Annotated in this window: 13 protein-coding genes; 3 read left to right on the forward strand and 10 right to left on the reverse strand. The window is 54.9% G+C overall.

Going from position 1 to position 16900, the window contains the following annotated elements; all coding sequences use genetic code 11:
* Positions 1 to 44: 44 nt before the first annotated feature.
* The 7 genes from rffG to trxA all read right to left on the reverse strand — a co-directional run bounded on the left by rffG (position 45) and on the right by trxA (position 8067).
* Positions 45 to 1112: a dTDP-glucose 4,6-dehydratase gene (gene rffG, locus N6G83_RS40865; protein ID WP_037434473.1), complete on the reverse strand. Its 1068-nt coding sequence runs from the start codon at positions 1110 to 1112 to the stop codon at positions 45 to 47.
* Positions 1109 to 2371 carry a UDP-N-acetyl-D-mannosamine dehydrogenase gene (gene wecC, locus N6G83_RS40870; RefSeq protein ID WP_024484184.1) on the reverse strand — a complete coding sequence of 421 codons (1263 nt, stop codon included), beginning with the start codon at positions 2369 to 2371 and terminating at the stop codon, positions 1109 to 1111. The genes rffG and wecC overlap by 4 nt, the downstream gene beginning before the upstream one ends.
* A complete protein-coding gene (gene wecB, locus N6G83_RS40875; protein ID WP_024527803.1) occupies positions 2368 to 3498 on the reverse strand; it encodes a non-hydrolyzing UDP-N-acetylglucosamine 2-epimerase in 1131 nt (376 codons plus the stop codon). The genes wecC and wecB overlap by 4 nt, the downstream gene beginning before the upstream one ends.
* Positions 3499 to 3584: 86 nt before the next feature.
* The gene (gene wzzE / locus N6G83_RS40880; protein WP_021181556.1) at positions 3585 to 4637 is read right to left on the reverse strand and encodes an ECA polysaccharide chain length modulation protein; all 1053 of its coding nucleotides are present in this window, start codon (positions 4635 to 4637) and stop codon (positions 3585 to 3587) included.
* A 20-nt stretch (positions 4638 to 4657) separates the two neighbouring features.
* Positions 4658 to 5755 (reverse strand): UDP-N-acetylglucosamine--undecaprenyl-phosphate N-acetylglucosaminephosphotransferase, encoded by a 1098-nt coding sequence (gene wecA, locus N6G83_RS40885; RefSeq protein ID WP_024527801.1) that lies wholly within the window; start codon positions 5753 to 5755, stop codon positions 4658 to 4660.
* 278 nt (positions 5756 to 6033) lie between these two features.
* Positions 6034 to 7293: a transcription termination factor Rho gene (rho, locus tag N6G83_RS40890; RefSeq protein WP_021181558.1), complete on the reverse strand. Its 1260-nt coding sequence runs from the start codon at positions 7291 to 7293 to the stop codon at positions 6034 to 6036.
* 447 nt (positions 7294 to 7740) lie between these two features.
* Positions 7741 to 8067, reverse strand: a complete 327-nt coding sequence (gene trxA, locus N6G83_RS40895; protein WP_024484188.1) for a thioredoxin TrxA — start codon at positions 8065 to 8067, stop codon at positions 7741 to 7743.
* Positions 8068 to 8198: 131 nt separating this feature from the next.
* On the opposite strand from trxA, the gene rhlB reads away from it, so the two are divergent.
* Both rhlB and ppx read left to right on the forward strand, forming a co-directional pair.
* Positions 8199 to 9488, forward strand: a complete 1290-nt coding sequence (rhlB, locus tag N6G83_RS40900) for an ATP-dependent RNA helicase RhlB (protein ID WP_024484189.1) — start codon at positions 8199 to 8201, stop codon at positions 9486 to 9488.
* Between the two features lie 9 nt (positions 9489 to 9497).
* Positions 9498 to 10991, forward strand: coding sequence for an exopolyphosphatase (gene ppx, locus N6G83_RS40905; RefSeq protein ID WP_065684894.1), 1494 nt, complete (start codon positions 9498 to 9500; stop codon positions 10989 to 10991).
* 78 nt (positions 10992 to 11069) lie between these two features.
* On the opposite strand, the gene rep is transcribed toward ppx, so the two are convergent.
* Positions 11070 to 13094, reverse strand: a complete 2025-nt coding sequence (gene rep, locus N6G83_RS40910) for a DNA helicase Rep (RefSeq protein WP_024527799.1) — start codon at positions 13092 to 13094, stop codon at positions 11070 to 11072.
* A 114-nt stretch (positions 13095 to 13208) separates the two neighbouring features.
* Between rep and ppiC the strand changes: the two genes are divergently transcribed.
* On the forward strand, positions 13209 to 13490 hold the full coding sequence (gene ppiC, locus N6G83_RS40915; RefSeq protein ID WP_021181563.1) for a peptidylprolyl isomerase PpiC: 282 nt from the start codon (positions 13209 to 13211) through the stop codon (positions 13488 to 13490).
* A gap of 248 nt (positions 13491 to 13738) precedes the next feature.
* Here ppiC and N6G83_RS40920 read toward each other — a convergent pair whose 3' ends face one another.
* Entirely contained in the window at positions 13739 to 15235 is a 1497-nt protein-coding gene (locus N6G83_RS40920; protein ID WP_024527798.1) for a M16 family metallopeptidase, read from the reverse strand.
* Between the two features lie 319 nt (positions 15236 to 15554).
* Positions 15555 to 16847, reverse strand: coding sequence for a dicarboxylate/amino acid:cation symporter (locus N6G83_RS40925; RefSeq protein ID WP_024527797.1), 1293 nt, complete (start codon positions 16845 to 16847; stop codon positions 15555 to 15557).
* Positions 16848 to 16900: the final 53 nt, after the last annotated feature.

A 16900-nucleotide genomic window follows, 5' to 3' on the forward strand; every position in this document is an offset into this window, starting at 1 on the left:
TCGAGTCACAACCAACAACGCTGTGGCCTGAAAGATGAAGGGTATTACTGGCTTAAGCCCAAACGTTCCCCGGCATAAGACCCGTCTTGCACTCGGCGCCACCAGGTTTCATTGTTCAGATACCAGGAAACCGTCTTGCGGATGCCGCTTTCAAAAGTTTCCTGTGGGCGCCAACCCAGTTCACGTTCAATTTTGCCCGCGTCGATGGCATAGCGCATATCGTGACCAGGGCGATCTTTAACGTAGGTGATCAGATCGCGATATTTCGCCACGCCCTGCGGTTTGTTCGGTGCCAGCTCTTCCAGCAGATCGCAGATGGTCTGTACCACTTCGATATTTTTGCGTTCGTTGTGGCCGCCGATGTTATAGGTTTCCCCAATCACACCTTCTGTCACCACCTGATATAACGCCCGCGCATGGTCTTCCACAAACAGCCAGTCACGCACCTGCGCCCCGTCGCCGTAGACCGGCAGCGGTTTGCCGGAGATGGCATTAAGGATCACCAGCGGCACCAGCTTCTCTGGGAAGTGGTAAGGGCCGTAGTTGTTGGAACAGTTGGTCACGACGGTGGGGAAACCGTAGGTACGCAGCCAGGCGCGCACCAGGTGGTCGCTCGAGGCCTTGGAGGCAGAATACGGGCTGCTTGGCGCGTAAGGCGTGGTTTCGGTAAACAGATCGTCGGTGCCGTGCAGGTCGCCGTACACTTCATCGGTAGAGATATGATGGAAACGGAAAGCCTGCTTTTTCTCTGCCGCCAGCGCCTGCCAATAATGACGGGCAGCCTCCAGCATGGTGTAAGTGCCCACGATGTTGGTTTCGATAAAGGCCGCCGGGCCGTCGATCGAGCGGTCAACGTGGCTTTCTGCCGCCAGGTGCATCACGAAATCCGGCTGGTACTGCGCAAATACGCGGTCCAGTGCGGCACGGTCGCAGATATCTACCTGCTCGAAAGCATAGCGCTCGTTGTCCGCCACACCCGCCAGCGACTCCAGGTTACCGGCATAGGTGAGCTTATCAACCACCACCACGCTGTCGCGGGTCCCCTCGATGATATGTCTTACTACGGCAGAGCCGATAAATCCTGCCCCGCCGGTGACCAAAATACGTTTCAACGCCAAACTCCTTTGGTGTCCACGATCCAGGACTGCTTAATCTCTTCCGGCCTGATGGCCTTGAATTCTTTATGATCGACCAGCATCACGATCACATCCGCCTGCTGTAAGGCCTCAGGCAGTTTTTTCAGCGTAACGTGGCCCGCCAGTGACTTCGGCAGTTGCTCAACGTTAGGCTCGACCGCCAGGGTTTCACCCACGTGCCAATCGGCAATCAGGTGAGCCACTTCAACCGCCGGGCTTTCACGCAGGTCGTCGATATTGGGTTTGAACGCCAAACCGAAGCAGGCAATTTTCACTTCAGAAGCGCGCTTGTTGGTGGCCGCCAGGCAATCTGCCACGGCTGCCTTGACTTGATCGACCACCCAGAGCGGTTTGCCGTCGTTAACCAGGCGCGCAGTATGGATCAGACGAGCCTGTTGCGGGTTCTGCGCCACGATGAACCAAGGATCAACGGCGATACAGTGCCCGCCCACGCCTGGGCCAGGCTGCAGAATGTTGACGCGCGGGTGGCGGTTGGCCAGGCGGATCAGTTCCCATACGTTAATGCCTTGTTCGGCACAGATCAGCGAAAGCTCGTTGGCAAACGCGATGTTAACGTCGCGGAAGCTGTTTTCCGTCAGTTTGCACATCTCGGCGGTGCGCGAGTTGGTGATCACACACTCACCTTCGAGGAAAATCTTGTACAGCGCGCTAGCGCGCTCGGAGCATTTTGGCGTCATCCCGCCAATCACGCGGTCATTCTGGATCAGCTCAACCATTACCTGCCCAGGCAGCACGCGCTCAGGGCAGTAGGCAATGTTCACGTCGGCCTGCTCACCGGCATCCTGCGGGAAACTCAGATCGCTACGCGCCTCTGCCAGCCACAGTGCCATCTGCTCAGTAGCGCCCACCGGTGAAGTAGACTCCAGGATCACCAGGTCGCCTTTTTTCAGTACCGGTGCCAATGACTTGGCAGCGGCTTCAACATAGGCCAGATCGGGTTCGTGATCCCCTTTGAACGGCGTGGGTACGGCGATCAGGAACGCATCGGCCGCCAGCGGTTTAGTTACCGCCTGCAGATAACCGCCTTCTACCGCTTCTTTTACCACGCGATCCAAATCAGGTTCGACGATGTGGATGGCACCACGGTTAATGGTATCTACCGCGTGCTGGTTAACATCTACGCCCACCACTTTTTTCTTGCGGGAAGCAAACGCCGCCGCCGTTGGCAAACCGATATAGCCCAGGCCAATAACTGAAATAGTGTTAAAACTCATAGTGTCACCTGATGATTCTTTAAAGCTTCTAGGATACGTTGGCAGGCATGCCCGTCACCGTACGGGTTATGCGCCCGGCTCATGGCGTGGTATTCGCCTTCGTCTGTCAATAACCGGGTTACCGCATCAACAATTTTAGCTACGTCCGTTCCCACCAGCTGTACCGTGCCGGCATCTACCGCTTCTGGCCGCTCGGTGGTATCACGCATCACCAACACCGGTTTACCCAGCGATGGCGCCTCTTCCTGAATGCCGCCCGAGTCGGTCAGGATCAGATAAGATCGCGTCATCAGATAGACAAACGGCAGGTAATCCTGCGGATCGATCAGAATGATGTTATCGATCCCCTTCAAAATACGGTTAACCGGCTCACTGACGTTCGGATTGAGGTGCACTGGATACACCACCTGCACATCAGGATGCTGACGGGCAATCTCGGCCAAGGCGCTACAGATGCGCTCGAACCCACCGCCGAAGCTTTCGCGGCGGTGCCCAGTCACCAGGATCAGCTTTTTGTTGGCATCCAGGAAAGGATAACGCTGGTCAAGGCTGCTGCGCAGCTCTGGGTTGTGCATGATGCGGTCGCGCACCCACAGCAACGCATCGATCACGGTGTTACCCGTGACGAAAATATGGTCGTCCCGCAGCGATTCACGTAACAGGTTCTGCCGTGAATTTTCGGTTGGCGAGAAATGATACATCGCCAAATGCCCCGTCAACTTGCGGTTGGCCTCTTCAGGCCACGGAGAATAGAGATTACCGGTACGCAGACCCGCTTCCACATGCCCCACCGGGATACGCTGATAAAACGCCGCCAGGCTGGTCGCCATGGTGGTCGTCGTGTCACCGTGAACCAACACCACGTCCGGCTTGAAGTCCTCCAGTACGCCTTTGATCCCTTCCAGAATGCGGCAGGTGATTTCACTCAGCCCCTGGCCCGGTTTCATAATATTCAGGTCGTAATCCGGTACGATTTCAAACAAACGCAGTACCTGATCCAGCATCTCGCGATGCTGTGCCGTAACGCAGACTCTTGACTCAAAGGCATCATCCTGAGCCAGAGCATGTACCAGAGGTGCCATTTTGATGGCTTCCGGTCTGGTGCCAAAAACAGTCAACACTTTCACAGCGAATCTCTTTTGGTCGGTGAAGTGCAGGCGAACCTGCAAAGTTGGGCACTCAGTGCCCAACAGCGAAATTATTATATTATTGATTAACTACGTGGCCGGCGTACCAAGGCAACGCCCGCACCAATCAGGCCACCGATTGCGCCCCACATAATCAGCCAGAATACCCGGCGTGGGCTATCACGTTTCACCGGCTCTTCCGGCGTACGTAAATAGCGGTAGGTCTGGAATTTGGCATCCAACGTCGGGCCGACGTTCAAAGTTGCCAGCATGGCCCGATTCTGATCGTAACTCACATCGTAAGCCGGGCCGGAAGCCTGTAAACCTTCCAGGCGCGCCTGCAGCATGGGTTTGCCCAACAGGAACAGATCGGAGTCTGGCAGTTGTTCGGCTGGCGTATCGGTCTGCGTACGGCTAATCCCCTGCTGTTCGGCGATTTTCAGCGCCTGCTGCACGGTCTTGAGCTCACGCTGATACACCGCATCGGCTACCGCTTCCTGGCGTTTGACCTGTGCACTCATCGAGGTGGTACGCGCCGCCCAGGCTCCCTGGATCTCTTCATTCAGATGCTGCGCCGCACGGTGGCTGGCAAAGGCAACATACTGACGCAGCAGATGGTTGGAGTCTGGCGCAGTTTCGGCGGTCAGTTTCACGCTGTCATTAAGCACTTTTTTGTCGTCGCGCGGCGTGAACTGGATATTGTTAATCAGGTCATCAAGCAACGCCGCATCGGCACGGGCATCCCCTTCCTGGCGCTGTTTGTAGTAATCGCTTTGCAGCCAGAAATCACGACGCGTGTCATAGGCGGCGAGCTGCATGATAAATTCATTATAGGCTTCATCGGCGATGCCTGGCTGATCGCTGGCAACCGCAGGCAGCGTGCGCTGATCCAGGTTACGCAGGAACTGCTGCTGAGAGTAATATCCCCCCAGCGCATTCACCGTTGGCTTATCGGTGATCGCCGTGGCGCTCCACTCCTGTTTCACCAGGTAGGAAACGATCAGCGCGACAGCAGCAAACAACACCGCGAAACCGATAATCCATTTTTTGCCGCGCCACAGGGTGCAGCATAGACCGCGGATATCGAGTTCGTTATCGACCACCGGGGTATTCTTGTCAGACGTTGTTTCAGGATTCATCACTGCCCTAAAGCCTCAGGTTAAGGTACTTGCTTATTGTTCGTTGCATTTCGCAGGCGGCGCTTGAGACGTTTGATATAGCGCGCGACCCGCCATGCACGTTTAATGCAATAGCCATAGAAGAAGAATGCAAGCAAGAATAATGCCAACATAAACCATTCAGGTATGAAAGTCAGGCGTTCGCCTATCACGCCAATCGCCGCCAACAGCGCTGCGGCCAAGGTGATGAGCACAAAGGCCTGACGAGGCGTAAAGCCCGCGCGCATAATCAAATGGTGGATGTGTTGACGGTCTGGCGAGAACGGGCTCATGCCCTTACGCAGACGGCGGTACATGATGGCAATCATATCCATCAGCGGGATGGCGATAATCCACAGCGCGGTGACCGGCTTGATCGGATGATTTGGCCCTTGCGAGCTTTGCACCAGCAGCCAGATGGCGGTAAAACCGATCAGCGTACTGCCGGCGTCGCCCATAAAAACTTTATAGCGACGGCCAAGGATGCCGAGGTTGAGCAGAATATAGGGAACGATGGCCGCCAGCATGGCGAAGCACCAGAAGGCAAGGTCGCTATGGCCACCTTGATACAACAGGATCCCCATCGCGCCGAACGAGACGCAAGAGAGACCGCCGAGCAGGCCGTCGATACCGTCGACCATGTTAAAGGCGTTAATCGCCGCCCAAACGGCAAACAGCGTCACCAAATAGCCAAACGGCCCCAACTGCATTTCCCAGCCACCAAACACATAGCCGAGGCTGCGCAGATAAAGACCGGCAAACACCATCATGGCAATGCCGACCAGCGCCTGAATGGTGGCGCGGATCTTGACGCTAATATCGAAGCGATCGTCCAGCGCCCCGACAAATACCAGGACACCCGCGCAGGTGAGATAGAGTTTGCTGTGCACAATCGTCTGGTCGGTGATCAGGAAGGCAAAGCAGATGCCAGCGTAAACAGAAATCCCACCCACCAGCGGGATCAGCCCCTGATGACGTTTGCGATAATTAGGCTTATCAACCAAACCAATAGGTTTTGCTGCCTTGCGAGCAACAAATATAAAAGCCAGAGAAAATAGAAAAACAAAAAGAATTTCAGTACTCATGGTGAGTAAGTTCACGGTTAACAAATCTCTGAAGAAGATGAGGCAGCTTAACATGGGTAAAAAACCGCGCCACATGACCAAGCGACCTTTCAGTCATTTCCTATGACATAGACACTTATCAATGCCCAAAACGTGTCTTGCTTCAACGCATTAACGCAAAAAACAGGCGTAAATAAGATAAGTTCTCAATAAGTCACAAAAATAACTTACTTTCCTTTACTGTTACTTATCGTATCCGCCAAAAGCAAAAAACGCCACGACTAGGCGTGGCGTTCCTCGAATATTTTACTTCTTTATGAGCGTTTCATCATGTCGAAGAATTCGTCGTTGGTTTTGGTCATCGCCAACTTGTTAATGAGGAACTCCATCGCATCGATCTCGCCCATTGGGTGAATGATCTTGCGCAGGATCCACATCTTCTGCAGTTCTTCAGAGGTGGTGAGCAACTCTTCTTTACGCGTACCGGAACGGTTGTAATCGATCGCTGGGAACACGCGCTTCTCGGCGATTTTACGCGCCAGATGCAGTTCCATGTTACCCGTACCTTTAAACTCTTCGTAGATCACTTCGTCCATCTTCGAACCGGTATCGACCAGTGCGGTAGCGATGATGGTCAGGCTGCCGCCTTCCTCAACGTTACGAGCCGCACCGAAGAAGCGCTTCGGACGATGCAGGGCGTTGGCATCCACACCACCGGTCAGCACTTTGCCTGAGGCAGGTACTACGGTGTTGTAGGCACGCGCCAGACGGGTGATGGAGTCCAGCAGGATGATCACGTCTTTTTTGTGTTCGACCAGGCGCTTGGCCTTCTCGATCACCATTTCGGCAACCTGTACGTGGCGGGATGCGGGTTCGTCAAAGGTAGAAGCGATGACTTCGCCTTTTACCAGACGTTGCATCTCGGTCACTTCTTCCGGACGTTCGTCGATCAACAGCACCATCAGCACGCAGTCTGGATGGTTGTATGCGATGCTCTGCGCAATGTTTTGCAGCAGCATGGTTTTACCGGCTTTCGGCGGTGCCACAATCAGGCCACGCTGGCCACGACCGATTGGCGCTGCCAGATCCAGTACGCGAGCCGTCAGATCTTCGGTAGAGCCGTTGCCGCGCTCCATACGCAAACGTGAGTTGGCGTGCAGCGGCGTCAGGTTTTCGAACAGGATCTTGTTACGGGCGTTTTCCGGTTTGTCGTAGTTGACTTCGTTAACTTTCAACAGGGCAAAATAGCGCTCGCCTTCTTTTGGCGGACGAATCTTACCGGAAATGGTGTCACCTGTGCGGAGGTTGAAGCGGCGGATTTGGCTGGGAGAAACGTAGATATCGTCGGGGCCTGCGAGGTAGGAACTGTCTCCGGAACGGAGGAAACCAAATCCATCCTGCAATATCTCCAGCACGCCATCACCGAAGATATCTTCTCCGCTTTTCGCATGTTGCTTGAGTATAGAGAAGATAATGTCCTGTTTGCGCAGGCGGGCCAGGTTTTCCAGCCCCATATTTTCGCCGAGAGTAATCAGCTCAGAAACCGGCGTATTCTTTAATTCGGTAAGATTCATAGTGGGGGTTCTTAAACTCGGGGTGTGTCTCGAACTAGTATCGTGAATGGTATGGCAGCGTGTTATACCCATAACCTTTCAAGCTACAACGTGAAATTCATAGGGTATGCGTGCCTGTTACTGGACGTTCGATCGCCGGGCTGCTGGGCCGCCGCAGTAAGAAATGGCTTAGCTGGGGCGCACACGCTGACGGTTTAAGATCGAAGGTGCCTTAAAACTGATTTTTTTGTAAAACCGCTTGATCGTCAAAACACGGGCTCGGTTCACAGTAAAATGCTAGTGCCGATGGTTCAACGTAGAGTAATGCTTAGATTCAGACTCTTTAGATTTAATACTTATGGCAAGTTCAGAATGCAGTATGGTTAAACTTAACACGCTTCTTGGCAGGCGTCTAGCGGTGAATGAAAATCCCCCTCCAGACGCCCGTCACGGGGCTTCCCGCCCTAATTACAGATTCGCGTCCAGGAACTCTTTGAGCTGGCCCTTGGACAGCGCGCCGACCTTGGTCGCTGCCACTTCACCGTTCTTGAACAACAACAGCGTCGGGATACCGCGGATGCCGTATTTAGGCGCGGTAGCCGGGTTTTGATCGATGTTCAGTTTGGTAATGGTCAACTTGCCGGCGAACTCTTCGGCAATCTCGTCGAGGATCGGAGCAATCATCTTGCACGGACCACACCATTCAGCCCAGAAATCGACCAGGATTGGCCCTTCGGCTTTCAGCACATCGGAATCGAAGCTGTCGTCAGTCAGGTGAATAATTTTATCGCTCATGTTCTACTCCACAGGATTAGGTCTACCTTGTTGGTGTAGCATCAAACCAACTCAGGTGATTTTATTTCACCGCTTTTATTTCAACGGATATGCTTTCGTAAAGCAATAGTTAGCTGATATTCTACCACACTATGAGCAAAACACACTTGACCGAACAGAAGTTTTCCGACTTCGCCCTGCACCCGTTAGTCCTTGAAGCCCTTGAGAAAAAAGGGTTTCACAACTGCACGCCCATCCAGGCGTTAGCATTGCCGCTCACCCTCAGTGGGCGCGACGTTGCAGGTCAGGCGCAAACCGGTACCGGAAAGACGCTGGCATTTTTAGCGTCTACTTTTCACTATTTGCTGTCCCACCCGGCGAAAGAAGGTCGCCAGACCAACCAGCCGCGCGCCTTGATCATGGCGCCTACGCGTGAACTGGCAGTGCAGATCCATTCCGATGCAGAAGCTCTGTCGCAGTCTACCGGGTTGAAACTTGGCCTGGCCTACGGCGGCGATGGCTATGACAAACAGCTGAAAGTGCTGGAAAGCGGCGTAGATATCCTGGTGGGGACCACCGGCCGTTTAATCGACTACGCCAAACAAAATTATATCGATCTGGGTGCGATCCAGGTTGTGGTGCTTGATGAAGCCGACCGCATGTACGACCTGGGCTTTATCAAAGATATCCGCTGGCTCTTCCGCCGCATGCCTGCGGTCGATCAACGCCTGAACATGCTGTTCTCTGCCACCCTGTCCTATCGCGTACGCGAGCTGGCCTTTGAGCAGATGAACAATGCCGAATATGTGGAAGTTGAACCGGAACAGAAAACCGGCCACCGCATTCAGGAAGAGCTGTTCTACCCTTCCAACGAAGAAAAAATGCGCCTGCTGCAAACGCTGATCGAGGAAGAGTGGCCGGATCGCTGCATCATCTTCGCCAACACCAAGCACCGCTGTGAAGACATCTGGGGCCATCTGGCTGCCGACGGTCACCGCGTAGGCTTGCTGACCGGCGACGTGGCGCAGAAAAAACGCCTGCGTATTCTGGACGACTTCACCAAGGGTAACCTGGATATCCTGGTCGCCACCGATGTCGCCGCACGCGGCCTGCATATCCCGTTGGTGACTCACGTCTTCAACTACGATCTGCCGGACGACTGCGAAGACTACGTGCACCGCATTGGCCGTACTGGCCGCGCGGGCGAAAGCGGTCACTCCATCAGCCTGGCCTGTGAAGAGTACGCGCTTAACCTGCCAGCTATCGAAACCTATACGGGCCACAGCATTCCTGTGAGCAAGTACAACAGCGATGCACTGCTGAGCGATCTGCCTGCACCGAAGCGCCTGGTGCGCCCACGTGGCAACAACGGCCCACGCCGTAACTCTTCCGCGCCACGTCGTGGTGGTGCGCCACGTAACAACCGTAAACGTTCGGGCTAATAGACGACTATGCCAGGTTCCAGCACCCTCTATGCCGCCATCGATCTGGGTTCCAACAGTTTCCATATGTTGGTGGTACGTGAGGTGGCTGGCAGTATCCAGACGCTGGCTCGCATCAAGCGCAAAGTGCGCCTGGCGGCCGGGCTGGATCAGCACAATCACCTGTCACAGGAAGCCATGCAGCGCGGCTGGCAATGTCTGCGGCTGTTCTCGGAACGCCTGCAGGATATCCCACGCGATCAAATTCGAGTCGTCGCCACCGCAACGCTGCGCCTGGCCAATAACGCGGCCGAATTCCTGCAAACCGCCGAAACTATCCTTGGCTGCCCCGTTCAGGTCATCAGCGGCGAAGAAGAAGCCCGCCTGATTTACCACGGCGTTGCCCACACCACAGGCGGCCCGGATCGGCGTCTGGTGGTCGATATCGGGGGTGGCAGCACGGAGTTGGTCGTAGGTACAGGGGCGCAGGCCGCGCAGCTGTACAGCCTTTCGATGGGCTGTGTCACCTGGCTCGAACGCTTCTTCAGCGATCGCAATCTGGAGCGGGATAACTTCGAAGCCGCCGAACAGGCAGCGCGTGAAATGGTGCGGCCAATCGCCCCACAACTTCGTCAACATGGCTGGCAGATTTGCGTCGGCGCCTCAGGTACCGTGCAAGCGCTACAGGAAATCATGGTGGCGCAGGGGATGGATGAACGTATTACCCTGCCCAAGCTGCGGCAGTTGAAACAACGCGCCATTCAGTGTGGCAAACTGGAAGAGTTGGAAATCGAAGGGCTGACGTTGGAACGTGCCTTGGTGTTCCCAAGCGGCCTGTCGATACTGCTGGCCATTTTCCAGGAGTTAGGCATCGAAAGCATGACGCTGGCCGGTGGCGCTCTGCGCGAAGGCCTGGTGTATGGCATGCTGCATCTGCCGGTCGAGCAGGATATCCGCAGCCGCACGTTACGCAATCTGCAACGCCGTTACCTGCTGGATATCGAGCAGGCCGAACGCGTCAGCCAGTTGGCCGCAAACTTCTGTTTGCAGACCACCAATGAATGGCAATTGGATACGCGATGTCGTGAGCTACTGCATGCGGCCTGCCTGATCCACGAAATCGGCCTGAGCGTCGATTTCAAACAGGCTCCTCAACACGCCGCCTATCTGGTCAGCCATCTTGATTTACCCGGCTTTACCCCGGCACAGAAAAAACTGTTAGCCACCCTGCTGCAAAACCAAAGCAATGCCCTCGATCTGGCGCTGCTGAGCCAACAAAACGCCGTGCCGCCCCGCGTGGCACAGCGCATGTGTCGTCTGTTACGTCTGGCCATCATCTTTGCCAGCCGCCGCCGTGACGATACCCTGCCCGCAGTACGCCTGCGTGCAAACGATGAAGAGTTGCATGTGATTTTGCCGCACGGCTGGTTAGAGCGACATCCGCTGCGCGCAGAGGCGTTGGATCAGGAAAGCCACTGGCAGAGCTATGCCCACTGGCCGCTGTTTTTGGAAGAGCAGTCTTAAAAGGGCACATGCAGCGCCCCTATATAGGAAGCCAGTGCAGGCTTTTGTTAGCGGTCTGAGACGCCTTCGCAACTAGTCTCAGCTACCGCCCTTGGCCTTGGCCAACATCGCCTTCACGCTGGCCAAATGGCTCTGGCCTTTCTCCATCCGCTCCTGTGGACTAACCACCTTGCGTTCCGTCTCCCAAGCCAGATCGTCCTGCGGCAGTTCCAACAGGAAACGGCTGGGTTCCGGCCGCACCAGCTCACCGTATTGGCGACGTTCGCGACACAGGGTGAAAATCAGCTCTTTCTGGGCACGAGTGATCCCAACATAGGCCAAACGCCGCTCCTCATCGACATTATCCTCGTCAATGCTGCTCTGATGCGGCAATAATCCCTCCTCCATCCCCACCAGGAACACATAGGGGAATTCCAATCCCTTGGAAGCATGCAAAGTCATCAACTGCACCTGATCCAACTCTTCATCGCTTTCGCCGCGCTCCATCATGTCACGCAACGTAAAGCGCGTGACCACCTGGGTCAGCGTCATCGGTTCGTCCAGATCGTTGCCTTCCAGCATCTCGGTCATCCAGCCAAACAGCGTGTTGACGTTTTTCATACGCATTTCGGCCGCTTTCGGGCTGGGCGAGGTTTCAAACAGCCAGCTTTCATAGTCGATGCCGCGGATCAGATCGCGCACCGCTGCCACCGGCTCACGCTCCACCATCTGGATGATCCCTTCCATCCAGTGGGTGAAACGCTGCAAAGACTCCAGCCCCCGGCCGGTCAGATACTGGCCCAGGCCAAGATCGAAGCTGGCGCGGAACAGGCTCTTGTTACGCTGATTGGCCCACTCCCCCAACTTTTGCAGCGTCGCCGGGCCGATTTCCCGCTTCGGCGTATTGACGATACGCAGGAAGGCACTGTCGTCATCCTGGTTGGTCAAAACCCGCAGATAAGCCAGCAAATCCTTGATTTCCGGGCGCGAGAAGAACGACGTGCCGCCAGAAATCTTGTACGGAATGCGGTTCTGCATCAGCATTTTTTCAAACAGCCGCGACTGGTGGTTACCGCGATAGAGGATCGCATAGTCGCCGTAGTTGGTTTTCTTCACAAAGTGATGGGCGATCAGTTCCCCCACCACCCGCTCGGCCTCGTGATCTTCATTGTTGGCCGTGACCACCTTCAACTCTTCGCCGTAACCCAGTTCGGAGAACAGGCGTTTTTCAAAGACGTGCGGGTTGTTGGCAATCAGGATATTGGCGGCCTTCAAAATACGTTCGCTGGAACGGTAGTTCTGCTCCAGCTTGATCACCTGTAACGCCGGGAAATCTTCCTTTAGCAGTACCAGGTTCTGTGGACGTGCTCCACGCCAGGAGTAGATCGACTGATCGTCATCCCCCACCACGGTAAAGCGTGCGCGGTTACCCACCAGCAGTTTCACCAGTTCGTACTGGCTGGTGTTGGTGTCCTGATATTCATCCACCAGCAGGTAGCGGATACGGTTCTGCCAGCGCTCACGCACCTCCTCATTACGCTGTAGCAACAAGGTGGGCAGCAGGATCAGATCGTCAAAATCCAGGACGTTACAGGCCCTCATGTGGTCGTGATACAGCCCGTAGCAGTGGGCGAACAGTTTGTCCCGCTCGGAGCGCGCCAGCCCCATTGCCCGCTGCGGATCCACCAGATCGTTCTTCCAGTTGGAAATGGTCGAGATCAGCTGTGCTACCAGAGTCTTGTCGTTTTCCAGCCACTTCTCAGTCAGTTCTTTCAACAACGCGAGTTGGTCTTGATCGTCAAACAGCGAGAAGTTGGACTTCATCCCCAACGCGGCATATTCGCGTTTGATCACTTCCAGCCCCAGCGTATGGAAGGTGGAGATCATCAGGCCACGTGACTCTTTGCGCCCCATGGTTTGCGCCACACGCTCTTTCATCTCACGCGCCGCTTTGTTGGTGAAGGTTACGGCGGCAATATGCCGGGCCTGATAGCCACATTGGTGGATCAGGTGGGCAATTTTATTGGTGATCACACGCGTTTTGCCGGAACCGGCACCGGCCAGCACCAGGCAAGGCCCGGTAACGAATTCGACGGCTTGTTGTTGGCTGGGGTTTAATCGCATGGCGCTTTATTGCTCAATATTGGTGTGCGGGGGAGAAGGATTGTAGCAGAAAGCGCCGCTCAGATTTAACAGGTATAATGGCGGCAAATTCTACACGACTAATTGGAAATCAAGATGGCAAAGACCGCTAGTGCCCTGCACATTCTGGTGGATAACGAAACACTGGCCAACGAGCTGTTGGCCAAACTCAAGCGCGGCGTCAGCTTTGATACGCTGGCGCGCAAATACTCGAGCTGCCCGTCCAAGCGCAACGGCGGCTCCCTGGGTGAGTTCAACAAGGGGACTATGGTCGCAGCCTTCGATAAGGCGGTGTTCAGCATCCCGTTGCTCAAGCCCTATGGCCCGGTGAAAACCCAGTTCGGCTATCACATCATCAAGGTACTGTATCGCAACTAGGCCCCTCACCCTAACCCTCTCCCACAGGGAGAGGGGACCGATCGAGCTAGCTATCAGCTAAAGAAAATTACCTGACTACAGCACCAAATCAGATCCCTTTTATGTGGGGCACAGATCTATCACAGTACATGACCACAACACCAAATCAGCTCCCCTTTGTGTCGGGAACAGATCTATCACAGTACATGACCACAGCACCGGACCAGCTCCCTCTCCCTGTGGGAGAGGTTTGGGGTGAGGGGCAATGATTACTGAGTGCTGGTTTCCGGTGCTGCGGTAGCCGCGTCCGCCGGTTTTGGCTCTTCGCTCACCACGGCTGGTGCTGGTGCCATGATGCCGTTATAGGTTTCCTGTAGCTGCTTCATATTCATCTCCGGCTCCCCCTTCGGCTGTAACAGCACCAAGGTGGCATCCTGCGACAGTTGCAGCTTCAGTTCCTGATTCAGCGATTCCAGCGTCAGCGACGACAAGAAAGCCTGACGCAGCTTCTGGTATTGCTCCGGAGCGATATCTACCACGCCACTTTGTTGTGAACGCAGACGCTGGCTCATCAGCACGTCGGTGTCGGTGCGGGCATAGGTAGCAAACAGTTTGCTCAACTGATCGGTTTTCTGTGCCAGCAAGGCATTGAACTCATCCTGAGACAGGCCGTTGTTACGCACATTAGCCAATTCGCGAGCAATAAAGGCCAGGCCGCTGTTCAGATTATCATTCGGTGAATTCAGATGGATCGCACACTGGGCGCGTTGATACTGCACCCGGCAGTCAAAGCCCAGCTTGATGTTTTTCTGCTCGCTCTTTTGCAGCACCTGCTGAATGTGCCAGAACAGGGCTTCACGGGCCATATCACTGCGCCAGTAACGGCTCAGGCTTTGCGAATCGCGAATCGGATGCCATGGCGTATCCCACATGATCGACAGCGTATCCTGCTTCACCTGATCGCTGATCAGACTGACAGGCTGCGGCGGTAGCGGAGTCAGGGTTGGCATGGTTGCCGGCGCTTCACGCTTGCCTTGGAGAGGCGAGAATGCCTTGTTGATCTGTTCACTCAGGCTACGGCTATCAACTTTACCCACGACGTACAACGTCATGGCGTCCGGGGTATACCACTGCTGGTAAAATTTCTGCAGTTGCTCGATATTGACCGGCCGTTTGACCGGTTGGCCCGGATCGTGTGCCAGCAACGTTGAGCCTTTCAGGCGATAACGCCACCAGCTGTCTTTGGGATCCGGCGGGAAGATACCGATAGGATCCATCTTGGCGTTCATCACCGCGTCTACCGTTGGCTCATCAATAGCCAGTTTACCCGTGGTATCCGCCAGCCAGGCCAGCGCTTCTTTCAACAGATCGGGGCGGTTATTGGGCAGGCTCAGGTTGTAGATAGTGAAATCATAAGAGCTGATGGCTGGCGGCAATGGCCGTTCACTGTCCACGCTCTGTTGCCACAGCGACTGTAGCTGCGGCTGGGTAAAACTCTCGCTGCGCGTAATCGCAATACGCGGCAGCAGATGGGCAAAACCGATCTGTTGGGCAGACTCCACCAGCGATCCGGTATTGACCATCAACCTTAACTCAACGCGATCGCTCGGGCGCTGTGGTGTATCAAGGATCTGCCAAGAAAAACCGTTATTCAGCTGCCCCTGCTGCCAGGCAGGATCAGGTTGTAGCGCTTCAGCGTGCACGCTGCCGTTGGCCGCAACCAACAGCAGCCCACCCACTAAAAGACGAATTCTGGTGCCCTGCATGTGAACCCCTACTTAATGACTAGCCAATTTTTTATGCAAATACGGATATTCCGTTCATTGGAATATAAGGCATCGTCCCGCCGCGATGTTGACGAGTACGGCCTGAACTGTGCGTGGCACAGCAACGATCACACCCTGAGTTTCACCGTAGGGCGGAAAGCACAAAGTGTACCATTCTGTTAGACCGCGCGCCTTGGCGGATGTCACTCATCACAGTGAAAAATAATAGCTGTAGGGTGTTATGGAGAAAAAATGAACAAGAAGCAAGGGAAAATGACATCGGCTGCGATGGCAGCCGATGTAGAAAGCAGGAAAAAACTTAGGCAGAAGGCAGCTTTTTGTCAGTAACAACCTTATCTGTTCTGTTATTCAGCACGTCTTGCAGCTGCTTCTCGTCCAGTTGGTTACACCATTTGGCCACCACTACCGTCGCCACACCGTTACCGACCAGGTTGGTCAAGGCGCGGGCTTCGGACATGAAGCGGTCGATACCGAGGATCAACGCCAGACCGGCCAGTGGTAAATGCCCTACTGCCGAAATGGTTGCTGCCAGTACGATAAAGCCACTGCCGGTCACCCCTGCCGCCCCTTTCGAGGAGAGCAACAGCACCACCAACAGGGTCACCTGATGCATGATGTCCATATGGGTGTTGGTTGCCTGGGCGATAAATACCGCCGCCATCGTCAGATAGATAGAGGTACCGTCAAGGTTGAACGAGTAGCCCGTCGGGATCACCAGACCAACCACCGATTTCTTGCACCCCAGATTTTCCATTTTATCGAGCATGCGTGGCAGCACCGATTCGGAAGACGAAGTACCCAGTACGATCAGCAGTTCTTCTTTGATATAGCGAATAAATTTGAAGATGTTGAAACCGTTGTAACGGGCAATCGAACCCAGTACTACCACCACAAACAGCACGCAGGTGATATAGAAGCAGACAATCAGCTGGCCCAGTTGCAACAGCGTACCCACACCGTATTTGCCGATAGTGAACGCCATGGCACCAAAGGCACCCAGCGGCGCCAGGCGCATGATCATATTGATGATGCCAAAAATGACGCGGGAGAAGCTGTCAATGACGTTAAAGATCACCTGGCCTTTCTCACCCAGGCGATGCAGGGCAAAACCAAACAGCACCGCAAACAGCAGCACCTGCAAGATGTTGCCGCTGGCAAAGGCTCCGACCACGCTACCCGGGATAATATCCAACAGGAAAGGCACGATGCCCTGCTGCGAAGCCTGCTCGGCATAGACTGCCACCGCTTTGGCATCCAGCGTTCCCGCATCGACGTTCATCCCGGCACCGGGTTGCACCACGTTAACGATCACCAGGCCGATCAGCAACGCAATGGTACTGACGATTTCAAAGTACAGCAGGGCAATCGCCCCGGTACGGCCCACGGCCTTCATGCTCTCCATGCCCGCGATGCCGGTCACCACGGTACAGAAGATCACCGGAGCGATAATCATTTTGATTAATTTAACAAATCCATCACCCAGGGGTTTCATCTGGGCACCAAGGTCAGGGTAGAAATGGCCAAGCAGGATCCCCAGCGTAATCGCTGTTAACACCTGAAAATAGAGGCTCTTAAATATAGTTGTTTTCATTAGCACATCCTTTGGGGGGAGACAACGCGGCAGGCGGGCAATCAATCGTCCGT

The organism is Serratia sp. PL7, from assembly GCF_945957435.1.

What these genes read in the sequence shown, in the direction of transcription:
- wecC (WP_024484184.1), bottom strand. Translation starts at nt 2,371, where the DNA reads ATGAGTTTTAACACTATTTCAGTTATTGGCCTGGGCTATATCGGTTTG.
- wzzE (WP_021181556.1), bottom strand. Translation starts at nt 4,637, where the DNA reads ATGAATCCTGAAACAACGTCTGACAAGAATACCCCGGTGGTCGATAAC.
- rho (WP_021181558.1), bottom strand. Translation starts at nt 7,293, where the DNA reads ATGAATCTTACCGAATTAAAGAATACGCCGGTTTCTGAGCTGATTACT.
- trxA (WP_024484188.1), bottom strand. Translation starts at nt 8,067, where the DNA reads ATGAGCGATAAAATTATTCACCTGACTGACGACAGCTTCGATTCCGAT.
- rhlB (WP_024484189.1), top strand. Translation starts at nt 8,199, where the DNA reads ATGAGCAAAACACACTTGACCGAACAGAAGTTTTCCGACTTCGCCCTG.
- ppx (WP_065684894.1), top strand. Translation starts at nt 9,498, where the DNA reads ATGCCAGGTTCCAGCACCCTCTATGCCGCCATCGATCTGGGTTCCAAC.
- rep (WP_024527799.1), bottom strand. Translation starts at nt 13,094, where the DNA reads ATGCGATTAAACCCCAGCCAACAACAAGCCGTCGAATTCGTTACCGGG.
- ppiC (WP_021181563.1), top strand. Translation starts at nt 13,209, where the DNA reads ATGGCAAAGACCGCTAGTGCCCTGCACATTCTGGTGGATAACGAAACA.
- N6G83_RS40920 (WP_024527798.1), bottom strand. Translation starts at nt 15,235, where the DNA reads ATGCAGGGCACCAGAATTCGTCTTTTAGTGGGTGGGCTGCTGTTGGTT.
- N6G83_RS40925 (WP_024527797.1), bottom strand. Translation starts at nt 16,847, where the DNA reads ATGAAAACAACTATATTTAAGAGCCTCTATTTTCAGGTGTTAACAGCG.